Source organism: uncultured Helicobacter sp. (assembly GCF_937893305.1).
Lineage (GTDB): Bacteria > Campylobacterota > Campylobacteria > Campylobacterales > Helicobacteraceae > Helicobacter_D.
The window spans coordinates 72,193-84,892 of record NZ_CALBGN010000015.1 but is presented as its reverse complement, the minus strand read 5'-3'; the positions used below and the strand labels follow the sequence as shown (position 1 = coordinate 84,892).

At 33.7% G+C, this 12,700-nt stretch carries 13 protein-coding genes; 11 read left to right on the top strand and 2 right to left on the bottom strand.

Translation table 11 applies throughout. From position 1 onward, the window contains the following. The first annotated feature begins 93 nt into the window (after positions 1-93). From Q0358_RS03905 to mnmE, 7 genes are all read left to right on the top strand, one after another. Positions 94-1,524, top strand: a complete 1,431-nt coding sequence (locus Q0358_RS03905) for an acetyl-CoA carboxylase subunit A (RefSeq protein WP_299547494.1) — start codon at positions 94-96, stop codon at positions 1,522-1,524. A gap of 63 nt (positions 1,525-1,587) precedes the next feature. Beyond that, positions 1,588-1,722: a 50S ribosomal protein L34 gene (gene rpmH, locus Q0358_RS03900; RefSeq protein WP_006801736.1), complete on the top strand. Its 135-nt coding sequence runs from the start codon at positions 1,588-1,590 to the stop codon at positions 1,720-1,722. A 16-nt stretch (positions 1,723-1,738) separates the two neighbouring features. Further along, positions 1,739-2,056: a ribonuclease P protein component gene (gene rnpA, locus Q0358_RS03895; protein WP_299547491.1), complete on the top strand. Its 318-nt coding sequence runs from the start codon at positions 1,739-1,741 to the stop codon at positions 2,054-2,056. A 1-nt stretch (position 2,057) separates the two neighbouring features. Beyond that, positions 2,058-2,441, top strand: a complete 384-nt coding sequence (gene yidD, locus Q0358_RS03890; protein WP_299547487.1) for a membrane protein insertion efficiency factor YidD — start codon at positions 2,058-2,060, stop codon at positions 2,439-2,441. Continuing rightward, positions 2,434-4,035 carry a membrane protein insertase YidC gene (gene yidC, locus Q0358_RS03885; RefSeq protein WP_299547484.1) on the top strand — a complete coding sequence of 534 codons (1,602 nt, stop codon included), beginning with the start codon at positions 2,434-2,436 and terminating at the stop codon, positions 4,033-4,035. Before yidD ends, yidC begins: the two co-directional genes overlap by 8 nt. Next, on the top strand, positions 4,032-4,799 hold the full coding sequence (locus Q0358_RS03880) for a Jag N-terminal domain-containing protein (RefSeq protein ID WP_299547481.1): 768 nt from the start codon (positions 4,032-4,034) through the stop codon (positions 4,797-4,799). Before yidC ends, Q0358_RS03880 begins: the two co-directional genes overlap by 4 nt. After that, positions 4,799-6,187 (top strand): tRNA uridine-5-carboxymethylaminomethyl(34) synthesis GTPase MnmE, encoded by a 1,389-nt coding sequence (gene mnmE, locus Q0358_RS03875; RefSeq protein ID WP_299547478.1) that lies wholly within the window; start codon positions 4,799-4,801, stop codon positions 6,185-6,187. The genes Q0358_RS03880 and mnmE overlap by 1 nt, the downstream gene beginning before the upstream one ends. Before the next feature lie 8 nt (positions 6,188-6,195). Here the strand turns inward: mnmE and Q0358_RS03870 are convergent, their stop codons facing one another. Together Q0358_RS03870 and Q0358_RS03865 are read right to left on the bottom strand one after the other, a co-directional pair. After that, entirely contained in the window at positions 6,196-6,507 is a 312-nt protein-coding gene (locus Q0358_RS03870; RefSeq protein WP_299548192.1) for an SMR family transporter, read from the bottom strand. A 1-nt stretch (position 6,508) separates the two neighbouring features. Beyond that, on the bottom strand, positions 6,509-6,841 hold the full coding sequence (locus tag Q0358_RS03865) for a multidrug efflux SMR transporter (protein WP_299547475.1): 333 nt from the start codon (positions 6,839-6,841) through the stop codon (positions 6,509-6,511). Between the two features lie 125 nt (positions 6,842-6,966). Between Q0358_RS03865 and aroB the strand changes: the two genes are divergently transcribed. Genes aroB through Q0358_RS03845 form a run of 4 tightly spaced genes read left to right on the top strand, consistent with a single transcriptional unit; the run spans position 6,967 to position 12,695 of the window. Continuing rightward, a complete protein-coding gene (gene aroB, locus Q0358_RS03860; protein ID WP_299547473.1) occupies positions 6,967-8,055 on the top strand; it encodes a 3-dehydroquinate synthase in 1,089 nt (362 codons plus the stop codon). Further along, complete coding sequence (locus tag Q0358_RS03855; protein ID WP_299547470.1) at positions 8,055-9,740, top strand: mechanosensitive ion channel domain-containing protein; 1,686 nt, start codon at positions 8,055-8,057, stop codon at positions 9,738-9,740. Before aroB ends, Q0358_RS03855 begins: the two co-directional genes overlap by 1 nt. 23 nt (positions 9,741-9,763) lie before the next feature. Continuing rightward, complete coding sequence (gene mtaB / locus Q0358_RS03850; protein WP_299547466.1) at positions 9,764-11,035, top strand: tRNA (N(6)-L-threonylcarbamoyladenosine(37)-C(2))-methylthiotransferase MtaB; 1,272 nt, start codon at positions 9,764-9,766, stop codon at positions 11,033-11,035. Beyond that, positions 11,022-12,695: an ATP-dependent metallopeptidase FtsH/Yme1/Tma family protein gene (locus Q0358_RS03845; RefSeq protein WP_299547463.1), complete on the top strand. Its 1,674-nt coding sequence runs from the start codon at positions 11,022-11,024 to the stop codon at positions 12,693-12,695. The genes mtaB and Q0358_RS03845 overlap by 14 nt, the downstream gene beginning before the upstream one ends. Positions 12,696-12,700: the final 5 nt, after the last annotated feature.

Genomic DNA, 12,700 nt, shown 5'->3' with positions numbered 1-12,700 from the left:
TTTGCACACTTTTTACAAAATTTTGCGAATCTTTAGCGACGCCTTAAAAATAAAATTATAAAATCTAAGACTATCTTGTGTTTTGGAGCAACAATGTTTAAAAGAATTTTGATTGCAAATCGTGGTGAAATTGCCGTGCGTATTATTAGGACTTGTAACGATCTTAATATAGAATCTGTAGCAATCTACTCTCGCGCTGATAGAGAGAGTATGCATGTAAAAATGGCAACGCACACTTATGCAATAAGTGAAGATCCTATTAAAGGATATTTAGATTCAGATTTAATTATCCAAGCTGCAAAAGAAACAGAAGCAGAAGCGATTCATCCAGGATATGGATTTTTAAGTGAAAATGCTTTGTTTGCAAAAAAAGTCAAAGAAGCAGGGCTTGTATGGATTGGACCAGATAGTGAAGTGATTGCAAAAATGGGTGATAAAAATGCTGCTAGAAATTTGATGATTGCAAATGGGATTCCAGTGGTTCCGGGAACTGAACCACTTAATATACTAAGTTTGTATGAGATTCAAAAAATTGCGCGTAAAATTGGCTATCCTGTCATCTTAAAAGCAAGCAGTGGAGGTGGTGGACGTGGAATCCGTGTTGTGTGGGAAGAAGGAGAACTAGAAAGCTCTTTTGAAGCGTGTAAGAGAGAGGCATTGACATTTTTTAAAAATGAAGATGTGTTTATGGAAAAATATATCCAAAATCCACGTCACATAGAATTTCAAATTTTAGCGGATAATTATGGAAATGTGATTCATCTTTTTGAGAGAGATTGCTCTATTCAAAGACGCCATCAAAAGCTTATTGAAATTGCACCCTGTCCTACAATGAGCACAGATTTAAGACGCAGAATGGGAAGTGTAGCAGTAGGAGCAGCAAAGGCTGCAAACTACACAAATGCTGGAACCGTGGAATTTTTAGTAGATGATTATAATAATTTTTACTTTATGGAAATGAATACAAGAATTCAGGTAGAACACGGCGTAACAGAGGAAATTACAGGATTTGATCTCATTGGACGTCAAATTAGAATTGCAAGTGGAGAGATTTTAGATATTGCACAAAGTGATGTGCATATTCAAGGTTTTGCGATTGAGGCTAGGATTAATGCTGAAGATGTGCATAATGATTTTGTGCCAAATCCCGGAACGATCACAGCTTATTATCCGGCGTTAGGTCCTTTTGTGCGTGTGGATAGTTATATTTATAAGGATTTTACAATTCCACCTTTTTATGATTCTATGGTTGCAAAGCTCATTGTGCGTGCGACAAGTTATGATTTAGCGGTTAATAAATTAAAGCGCGCATTAAATGAGTTTAAAATTCGTGGAGTAAAAACTACGATTCCTTTTTTGATAAACATTTGTAGCGATAAAGATTTTAGACGAGGAAATTTTGATACTTCGTATTTGGAACAAAAAGTTGAAAGTTTAATGCCACAAGAAAAAAAAGATGAAAGTGACTTAGTGGTGGCAGTCGCAGTAGCACTAACTTGTGCGTTAGAACAAAATGTGAAATAAATCTAGTTTTAAGTAAGATTGTATTAAAATCAGCGTTTATTTTTTTGAAGAAGGTTTTGAAAGATGAAAAGAACATATCAACCACATAATACGCCACGCAAGCGCACACATGGCTTTAGAGTAAGAATGCAAACTAAAAATGGTCGTAAGATTATTAATGCTAGACGCGCAAAAGGCAGAAAAAGATTAGCGATTTAAGTTTTAGGATTGTGTTTTGGTAACCTTAAACACAAAGAAAGATTTTGATCGTGTTTATAAAAGCCAAAAACGATGGCATAATTCTCATTTTGTTTTGTTTTTTAGGGAAGATTCTCAACAAAAAAGGGTTGGATTTTCTGTATCAAAAAAGGTTGGAAATGCAGTGTGTCGTAACCTTATAAAGCGAAGATTGCGTTCTGTTTATAGAGAATTTATGCTAGATTTAAGAGGCGGAGATATGATTTTGTTAGCAAAAAATGGGTTAGATAAAATTGCTTATAAAACTTTGCAAAGCAACTATAAATACGCATTGATAAGGCTTGGTTTAATTTAAGATGATAAAAATAGCTTGCCTTTTTATAATTAAATGCTATCAGCGTTATATTTCTCCATTATTGGGGACAAACTGCCGTTATTATCCTAGTTGTTCAGAATATGCCAAACAAGCGTATTTGTTTCAAAATCCTATTATCGCTACTTTTAAAACTCTAAGAAGAATTTTCTCTTGCAATCAACTTTTTAAAGGTGGCATTGCTTATCCTAGTGCTTCTTTGTCTTTGCGGATCAATGTTTTTAAGCCTTGTTTGATTCAATATTGGTTAATCCCTAGCAGCACTCCGCATTATGTCTTTTGTAATATGCCAAATGGTATTTTTTTAAAAATTAATTCCCAAACATTTCAAATCATTAAAAACTATCCAAAGGTTTCTCGTGTTTAATAAAATTGATCAATTAAGCTCTCAAGCTAGAATTTTAATTGCAGTGGTTTTGGCTCTCGCATTTTTTGTGCCATATAGTTATTTTTATCAACCTAAATTAGCAGAAAACAATGCAACACATACGCCAAAGGTGGAATCCAAAACGGATTCCAATGTGCAAGCTAGCCCACAAAATGTAACGCTTGCAAATTCTGCATTGCCAAATCATAGCAATCAAAGTGTTTCAATAATTGCAACAATTGAAGCAAATGGTTTTACTTATAAAATTGATAAATTAGGCAGAATTGCAGTCGTAGAACTTAAAGAAGAAAAATATCGTAAAGATTCTGCTCCGCTTTCTTTGTTTCCAGATGATGTGGCAAATCAACTAAATCCAAAAATTTTGGAGATTAGATTTGCGGATTCTGTTTTGAATAATCAAGCTTTAAATGTTCCTTATAAAGCAAGTTTAAGTCATTTGATGCTTACGGATTCTCCACAGAGTCTAACGCTAATCCAAGAATTAGATGGTTTAAAAGTGCAAAAGATTTTAACTTTTTATCCAAATGGTTATTATAAAGCAGTGATTCAAATCCCACAAAATCACGTTTATTTTGTATCTCCGGGAATGCGCCCAAGCGTAGAAAATGATGCTTATGTTTTTAAAGGTGTGATTGTTAAAGAAGAAGATGGCACAATTACTACAATTGAAGATGGTGATGCACAAGGGCAAATGAATTTTGCTAATGCAAAAATTCTAGCAGCGGTGGATCGCTACTATACGACATTGTTATTTAATGCAAAGGGTTTAAGCGCAACGGTGTTAAGTAATGCAAAAGAAGATCCAATGCCTTTTATTAGTGGCAATGGCGAGTTGGTCCTAGAAGGCTATATTGGTCCAAAAAATTATCGTTTATTGGAATCTATTAATCCTCTTTTAACTGATGTTGTAGAATATGGCGTGATTACATTTTTTGCTAAACCATTGTTTTTGCTATTAGAAAAGCTTTATGATTTTTGTGGAAATTGGGGATGGGCGATTATTTTGCTGACTCTAATTGTTAGAGTCGTGCTATATCCTTTAACTTATAAAGGTATGGTATCTATGCAAAAACTAAAAGAGATTGCACCAAAGATGAAAGAGCTGCAACAAAAATACAAGGGTGAGCCACAAAAATTGCAAATGCATATGATGGATCTCTACAAAAAGCACGGTGCAAATCCTATGGGAGGATGTTTACCATTGTTATTGCAAATTCCTGTATTCTTTGCAATTTATCGTGTATTGTTTAATGCTATTGAGTTAAAAGGTGCAGATTGGTTGCTTTGGATTACGGATTTATCAGTAATGGATCCTTATTTTGTTTTACCAATTTTAATGGGTGCTACAATGTATTTACAGCAGCATTTAACGCCAACTGCCTTTAGTGATCCAATGCAAGAAAAAATCTTTAAATTTTTACCTTTGATTTTTACGATTTTCTTTGTAACATTCCCTTCAGGGCTTGTGCTTTATTGGTTTGTTAATAATGTGTTTTCAATTTTGCAGCAACTTTTAATTAATAAATCCTTAGAGCGTAAAAAAGCTAAAGAAATTGCCGAGCATAAACGATGAAAAAGATAGAAGCTCAAACTTTAGAAGAAGCATTAATTGCTGCTGCAAAGACTTTTGAATGTTCTGTTGTGGATTTAGAATATGAAATTATCCAAAATCCATCTAAAGGTTTTTTTGGGCTTGGTAAAAAGCAAGCTGTGATTTGTGCGCAAATTAAAAATATACAAGCTAAAAATACAAATGATAATTCTATGAAAAATCTCCAAAAAGAATCCACAAATTGTGAAATCACAAAAGAGATTGAAGCCCAAAAAGATCAGTATGACAAAAAGAATAAAAAACCGACATTCACACAATATCAATTACAAGAGATTTCAAGGTCCGTGCAAAGAGAACTTGATGAGCTATTAGCAATGCTGCCTTATAAGCTTGATGGTGTGCTTGTAGAGCCTTATGATGAGAATACGCTGTATGTAAAAATTGATGGAGAAGATTCTGCGTTATTAATTGGAAAAGAAGGTTATCGTTATAAAGCAATTTCTTATTTGATTTTTAATTGGGTAAATCATATTTATGGATTAATGATTCGTCTTGAGATTGCCGAGTTTTTACATAATCAAGAAGAAATGATTGCAAATTACCTTTTGCCAACAATAGAAAGTGTAAAATTAAATGGAAAAGCGCAAACTAAACCTTTAGATGGCGTGTTGGCACATATTGCCTTAAAGCAACTGCGTGAGCAATTTCCAGATAAATATGTTTCTTTTCGTCTAAATAGCGAGGGAGAGCGTTATATTATCATTAATGCTTTTCACCATTTCTAATGCTAAGCAATGATACAATTATCGCTCCAGCAACAACTTATGGGCGTTCTTCTTTAAATGTTTTAAAGTTAAGTGGCAAAAACTCCCTTTTTATTGCCGCAAAACTTACTAGACTTGATTTTAATAAGATTGAAGAATATATTAAACCGCGTGTTGCGCGCTTGAGTAAGATTTATTTTGAAAACGGCGCACTTTTAGATGAATGTATTCTTTTGTATTTTAAAGCTCCTAATAGCTATACAACAGAAGATGTGATAGAATTTCAATGCCATGGTGGAAACTTTATTGCGCAAAGTCTTTTGCAAGAATGTTTAAAGCTTGGCGTAAGGCTTGCAAATCCCGGAGAATTTACAAAACGTGCATTTTTAGGTGGGCGTATTGATTTATCGCAAGCTCAAGCTGTGGCAAAGCTTATAGAGTCTCAAAATGCAAATGCACATCAAATGTTAATGCGCCATTTAAAAGGTGAAATGCAAGATTTTTGTGAGGATTTGCGTGCAACTCTTATTGCTTTGTTAGCGCATAGCGAAGTTTTTATTGATTATGCAGATGAAGGATTGCCACAAGATTTGCTGGAAAATTTAGAAAAAAAACTTCGTAATGTGTTAAAAAATCTTAAAACACTTTTAGAACAATCTCAAAACAAAAGAACACTTTTTGAAGGCTATAAACTTTGTATTATAGGGAAGCCAAATGTAGGGAAAAGCTCACTTTTAAATGCGCTTTTGCGTGATAATCGGGCAATTGTGAGTGAAGTTGCTGGGACAACGCGTGATAGTATTGAAGAGAATTTGATGTTAGGCGGACATTTATTGCGCCTTATTGATACAGCAGGGATTAGAGAAAGTGAAGATGTGATTGAGAATGAAGGGATCAAAAGAAGTTTAAAGAAGGCAGAAGAAAGCGATTTGCTTCTTGCTCTTTTTGATGGTTCTCGTCCTTTAGGTGAAGAAGATTTACAAATTCTTCAGATTTTAAAACAATATAAACTTCAAAAAAAGATTCTAGTGTTAATTAATAAAGCAGATTTAAAAATGCAATTAGATTCCAAAGTTTTGGATGAGTTTAATCCTTTAAAGCTTAGTTTAAAGGGGGATTTGCAGAGTGAAGATTCTTTGTTGGCTCAATTTAAACTTAGATTAGAAGTACTTTTAAATGATAATGAAAAGTTAGAATCGCTTTTGTTGGTTTCTGAATATCAATTTCAAGCTGTGCAAGAGTGTATTAATGCATTAAAAAGTGCACTTAATCCTCTTGAAAATGGAGAGTTAGAGCTTTTTAGTTTTCATATTAATGAAGCATTAGGAGCGATTTCTTCTATTACAAAACCCTATGAATACTCTCAAATGCTAGATGTAATGTTTAATGATTTTTGTCTGGGTAAATAGCATTGCAGTTACGCTGTTTTTAGTGTAATAACTGCAAGGATAATAATAAGGATTCCAATCCAGCCAATGGGCTTTAGTTTTTGTTTAAAAAAATACCAACCTCCTATGGTTGTCCCTAATATCCCAATACTCCCCCAAAGAGTATAAGCCACTGCTAGTTTCATACCCTCTAAACTTAGTGCAAGCAAATAAAACGCAAGCCACACAAGTAAAACAGAGATTGCTCCCCACTTAAAATTTCTAAAACCATCTGATTTATTGAGTGCTAGGTTTGCAACAATATCCAAGAGTGCAGCTAAAACAACATAGAGTAGATAAATGTTAAACATTGTGATCTTCTCCTAAATTAACAAGTGTGATTCCAAGAATTGCAAGCCCTAAGCCAATATATTCTTGTGTTTTTAATGAAGTGCCAAAGATAAAAACAGCAATGATTGTAATTAAGCTAAGTCCTACAATCTCCCAAATTGCATAGGCGACTCCAACGCTGATTGTGCGGATAGAAAGCGACATAAAATAATATGCAATACCTATCATCGCAAACATAAAGCCATACACAAAGATTTGATTTCCTTCTTGTGAGTAGTTCATAACAGAAACCCCAAAAACTTCGCAAAGAATTGCAAGAATTAGAAAAATCCAAGCTTTTAGCATAACCTTCTCCCTAAAAAAATCACAAAAGGCAAAAATTATAGCACAAAAGGATAGATAAAACAAAAAATTGCTAAAATGGCAATAAACTGCATTAAGAATAATTTACTAAGAAAAAGGCAAGTTGCGTGCATCAAAGTTTAGAAGAAAATTTAGGATTTTTAAAGTCTTCTACAAATTCTTTAAAGATTTCTTTAAAAAGCAAAGAGAGTCATTATCCTATTTGTTTTGGAGATTTGCCTAAATTAATGTTTGATAGAAAAATCTTAATTGTAACAAATCCAAAAATTGCGGGATTGCATTTAAAAACACTTTTAGAAAAATTGCAAGCAACAGAAGTGTATTGCCATACAATTTCTGATGGGGAGATTTATAAGGATTTTAGGAGTGTGGAGAGTATTTTGCAAGCAGCATTTAATCATCGTTTAGATAGAAAATCTTTAATGGTTGCTTTTGGCGGCGGTGTGATTGGGGATATGGTGGGATTTGCTGCTGGGATTTTTATGCGTGGGATTGATTTTATTCAGATTCCAACAACACTTTTGGCACAAGTGGATTCTAGTGTTGGCGGGAAGACTGGGGTTAACAATGCCTTTGGAAAGAATCTTGTTGGACTTTTTCATCAGCCAAGTGCTGTATTTATTGACACACAATTTTTACAAACGCTTTCACAAAGAGAGTTTAGTGCAGGATTAGCGGAGATTGTAAAAATGGCAGTGTGTTTTGATGAAGAGTTTTTTAAAACTCTGCAAAACTTTGATATTAACGATGAAAATGCGCTTTTATCTGTGATTAAACAAGCAGTTAGCATTAAAGCGCAAGTTGTAAGAGAAGATGAAAAAGAGCAAGGGATTAGAGCAGCATTAAATTATGGGCATACTTTTGGACATAGTATAGAATTACAAAGCGGATATGGTAGATATTTGCATGGAGAGGCAGTTGGGATTGGAATGATTATGGCAAATACGCTTGCTCTTGCATTAAATCTTATTACGCAAAAAGAATTTGATGTGATTAAGGAACTTTTGGAGAAATTTAAGATTCCAACTTTTTATGCAATTAAAGATGTGGAATCCTTTTATGAAAGTTTTTTCTTGGACAAAAAAAGCCTTAATGCGCGTATTAAATTTGTTTTACCAAAAGGTATTGGTGGAGTATGCTTTAAAGATGATATTCCAAAAGCTTTAGTGCTCGATGTTTTAAGAGAGTTTGTTTAATGCGTGCTTTGATTTTTGCTTTGATTTTTGTGTGTAATTTGGCATTTGGGGAGATTGTTCAGGATATAAAGACAATAAAATCTTTAGAATTAGAAGTAACAAGTGCAAATCGTTTTTTAGAAGACACTAATAATGTTTGGATGAAGCGATATTCCAACTATCAATCTTATCAGCAAATTTTGGCAAATCTCAATCATACACAAGAAGCAATTGCGCAATTAGAAGAGAAACCAAAAACAATAGCGATTCAAAATGAATTAAGCGTTTTAAAACGGAATCTTATTGCATTGCAACAGCAAAAAAAAGTTCTAGATATTTACAAAGATTTGCCCTTTAAAGAACTCACTGAAGCTAAAGAAATCGAAGAAATGCCAAGTGTTACAAATCCATTATTGATTGTGCGTGCGTATTCTTATATTAAAAAAGCCGATGAAGAATTAAAAATTTTAAATGCAAATTACAAAAGTCTGCAAGAAAATCTTAAATGGTTAAATCAAAAAGATTCCGCCCTTAAGGGATTATTGGAGATTTATCAAACAACACAAAATCAAAATGAACTTCGCAATGTGTGCCGTTCAAATTATTGTTTATTTGCAAATGAAGAAGAGATTGCAAAAGCGTATGGAGAGAATCTAAATGCGCTTACTGTCTTAGAAACAACAAAAGAAGTGTTTCACACTACTTTAGAAATTTTTACCAAAGAAACGCAAGAAAACAAAGCCCGTTTATTAGAACAAGTTAAGGCGCAATTTTTTAAAGGGATTTATATTGGGATTACAATTTTGGTGTTAATTGGAATCGCGTTTTCTTTAAAACTTGGCGTGCGCAAATATATCCAAGATAATGAGAGAATTTACACAACAAATAAAATTATTAATTTTTTAAATATTACACTTATTGTGATTATTTTGCTATTTTCTTACCTTGATAATGTCGGCTATCTTGTAACTGTGCTTGGGTTTGCATCTGCTGGTCTTGCAATTGCAATGAAAGATTTGTTTATGTCTGTGCTTGGCTGGATTGTGATTGTTGTAGGTGGTGCGGTGCATGCTGGGGATAGGATTAAGGTAATTAAAGATGGTGCAGTGTATGTGGGCGATGTGTTAGATATTTCTGTGCTTAGAATTACGCTTTATGAAGATATTACGCTAACAACTTATGCAGAAAATCGCCGTGCAGGGAGAATTATTTTTGTCCCTAATAATTTTGTTTTTACTACAATGTTTTCAAATTACACGCATGGAGGCATGAAAACTGTATGGGATGGGATTGATTTTACGATTACCTTTGATTCTGATCACGCAAGAGCTTGTCATATTGCAAGAGAATGTGCAAAAAAATATGCTAAAGGTTACACAGAATCCACGCGCAAACAATTTACAAAATTGAGAGATAGATTTACTTTGCGTAATACCAATGTTGAGCCACGCGTTTTTAGCTTATTAGAACAAAATGGGATTAGAATTTCTGTATGGTATCTCACAAATGCGTATGCAACACTTGCTTTGCGTAGCAGTATTAGTGCAGAGATTATTGATGAGATTTTAGCAGAGCCAAATATTCAAATTGCTTATCCTAGCACAACAATTTATGAGGGCAAACGCCAAATGGACTCTAAAGTAGAGCAATCCTTTAAAGCAGTGCGCGTTGGTGATGGTGGGATTCCACCTGTAAGCTTTAGTTAAAAAGTTTTTTACAAAGAGAGCTAATGACAAAACAAAAAGTATATTTTAAAACCTTTGGTTGTCGGACAAATTTGTTTGATACACAAGTAATGATTAATACGCTAAAAGATTTTGTGCAGACTTCTTATGAAGAAGATAGCGATATTGTTGTTGTGAATTCTTGCACGGTTACAAATGGTGCAGATAGTGGTGTTAGAAACTATATTAATCGTTTGCAAAATGAAGGAAAAAGGATTTATTTTACAGGTTGTGGGGTGCAAACACAAGGACAAGCACTTTTGGATAAGGGGCTTGTTAGCGGTGTGTTTGGACACTCACACAAAGAAAACATTAATGCACTTTTAAAAAAAGATTCCAACTTTTTTTTGGCAGATGATTTAGAAACCCTAGAAAATGAGATTTTAAGTGATTTTGTAGGAAAAAGTCGCGCCTTTATTAAAATTCAAGAGGGCTGTGATTTTGCGTGTTCGTATTGTATTATCCCTAGTGTTAGGGGGAAAGCTAGGAGTTTTTCACAAGAGAAGATTTTAAAACAAGTGGAGAGTTTGGCGCAAAAGGGCTTTAGTGAGTTTATTATTACTGGCACAAATATGGGAAGTTGGGGAAAAGATTTTGGATTAAGTATTGCTACACTTGTAGAGTCTTTATGTGCGATCCCATTGTTAAAACGCTTAAGAATTGGTAGCTTAGAGCCATCGCAAATTGATACGCATTTTTTAGATGTACTAGAAAATCCTAAGATTGAACGCCATTTGCATATTGCTTTACAACACACTTCTCCAAAAATGTTGAAGATTATGAATCGTTGTAATACTTTTGAAAAAGATTTAGAATTATTTAAGATATTAAGCCAAAAAGGATTTGCATTGGGAAGTGATTTTATTGTAGGGCATCCCGGAGAGAGCGAAGAAGTGTGGGAAGAGGCGTTTTTGAACTTCTCTAAATTGCCTTTAACACATTTGCATAGTTTTATTTATTCTCCAAGAGATAATACGCCATCTGCTCTTTTGAAAGATAGAATCAATGGAAATCTTGCAAAGGAAAGAAAAAAACAAATTGAAGAAAAAGTGCAGAAAAATAATTTAAACTTCAGAGAGATATTGAGTAAAAAAAAGATCTCATTAAATGTATTGATTGAAAATTCAATCTTACAGGATTCAAAATATATTTCACAAGGATTTGATGATTATTACAATAAGGTTCAAATAGAGTCTAAAAATCCTATTTTAAAAGATAGTTGGATAAGACTAGAAAGTTTTATTCCAAGAGAGGATAAAAATTATGCAGAAATTTAAAACTCTTGGAATCTTAGCGATACTTTTAGCAGGGGTCTTATTTGGCGTGATGTTTTTTAAGCAAGATGTGAAATTAATTAGTGCAATAGAATTTCAAAATCTCATAGAAAAAAATATCCCTAAAATTGCAACAATTCGGGGAGAGTATTTGTATTTTGCGCTAGATAAGCAACACTATAAGGTTGCTAAAGAAAGCGTAGATTTACAATCTTTTGGGCAAAAAGTCCCTTTAGAAATTAAAAATGAGTGGAGTTTGTGGCGCAATGCGGTGGAGATTATTGTAATTTTTGGCGCAGTTTTTATTATGCTTTTGTTCTTTTTAGCTTTTAAACAAAGTAAAACTTTGCAAGATAAGCCAAAACCTAAAAAGGATTCCACATCTAATTCTTCAAATTTTGCTAAATCCTTAGCAAATGATGCTTTTATAACGCAACATATTAAGCCGATCACTTCAAATGTTACTTTTGCAGATGTTGCTGGGATTAGTGAAGCAAAAAACGAGCTTGAAGAAATTATTGATTATTTAAAATTCCCTAAAAAATATCAAGATTTTGGAGTAAAACTTCCAAAAGGTGTGCTTTTAGTAGGGGTTCCGGGAGTTGGAAAAACTTTGATTGCAAAGGCTCTTGCTGGAGAAGCACAAGTTCCGTTTTTTTACCAAAGTGGGGCAAGTTTTGTGCAAATTTATGTAGGTATGGGCGCAAAAAGAGTGCGTGATTTATTTATGCAAGCAAAGCTTAATGCCCCTTCTATTATTTTTATTGATGAAATTGATGCAGTAGGTAAGGCGCGCGGAAATATGCGCAATGATGAAAGAGAAGCAACACTTAATCAGCTTTTAACGGAAATGGACGGGTTTGAAGATAGTTCTGGCGTGATTGTTATTGGTGCTACAAATGCTATGGAATCTTTAGATGAAGCATTATTGCGTAGTGGGAGATTTGATCGGCGCATTTTTGTGGAGTTACCAAATTTGCAAGAGCGCATTAAGATTTTACAAGTGCATACGCGTGATAAATGCTGTGATTTTGATTATGAAGAGATTTCTAAGCTTTGTGTGGGTTTTAGTGGTGCTGCGCTTGCATCTTTGGTTAATGAAGCGGCTTTAAATGCAATCAAAAGAAATTCAGAAGTCATCACTAAAGAAGATATTTTAAGTGTGCGTGATAAGGTGATGCTAGGAGTGCGCAAAAAGCTAAGTTTTAGTGATAAGGAGCGTGAAATTTTAGCATATTACCAAGCTGCAAAGGTTTTTAGTGCGTATTCTTTGGAGGTTGCTTTTGAGAAAGCGACTTTAATGAGTGACGGATTAAAGTATGCAGATAAAGAATTTTTAAGTAAAAATGAAATGGAAAGTCAAATAAAAATCCATTTGTCTGGAATTGCAGCTTTAGAGTTGCTTTTTGATGAACGCTATTCGCACGCAAAAGCAGATTTAGATAAGGCGAAGACGATTGCGCATAAAATGGCAGAATCTTATGGAATGGGAGAATATCTTTTGGGGCAACAAGAAGATGTTTTAAAAATTTTGGAAAATTGTAAAAATGATCGCTTTATGTTTTTTAAGAACTATCGTGCGATTTTAGATTCCATTAAAAATGCTCTTTTGACAAATGAAAAGCTAGATTATGCAGAAGTTGGAGTAATTATTAATACATAGAGTTT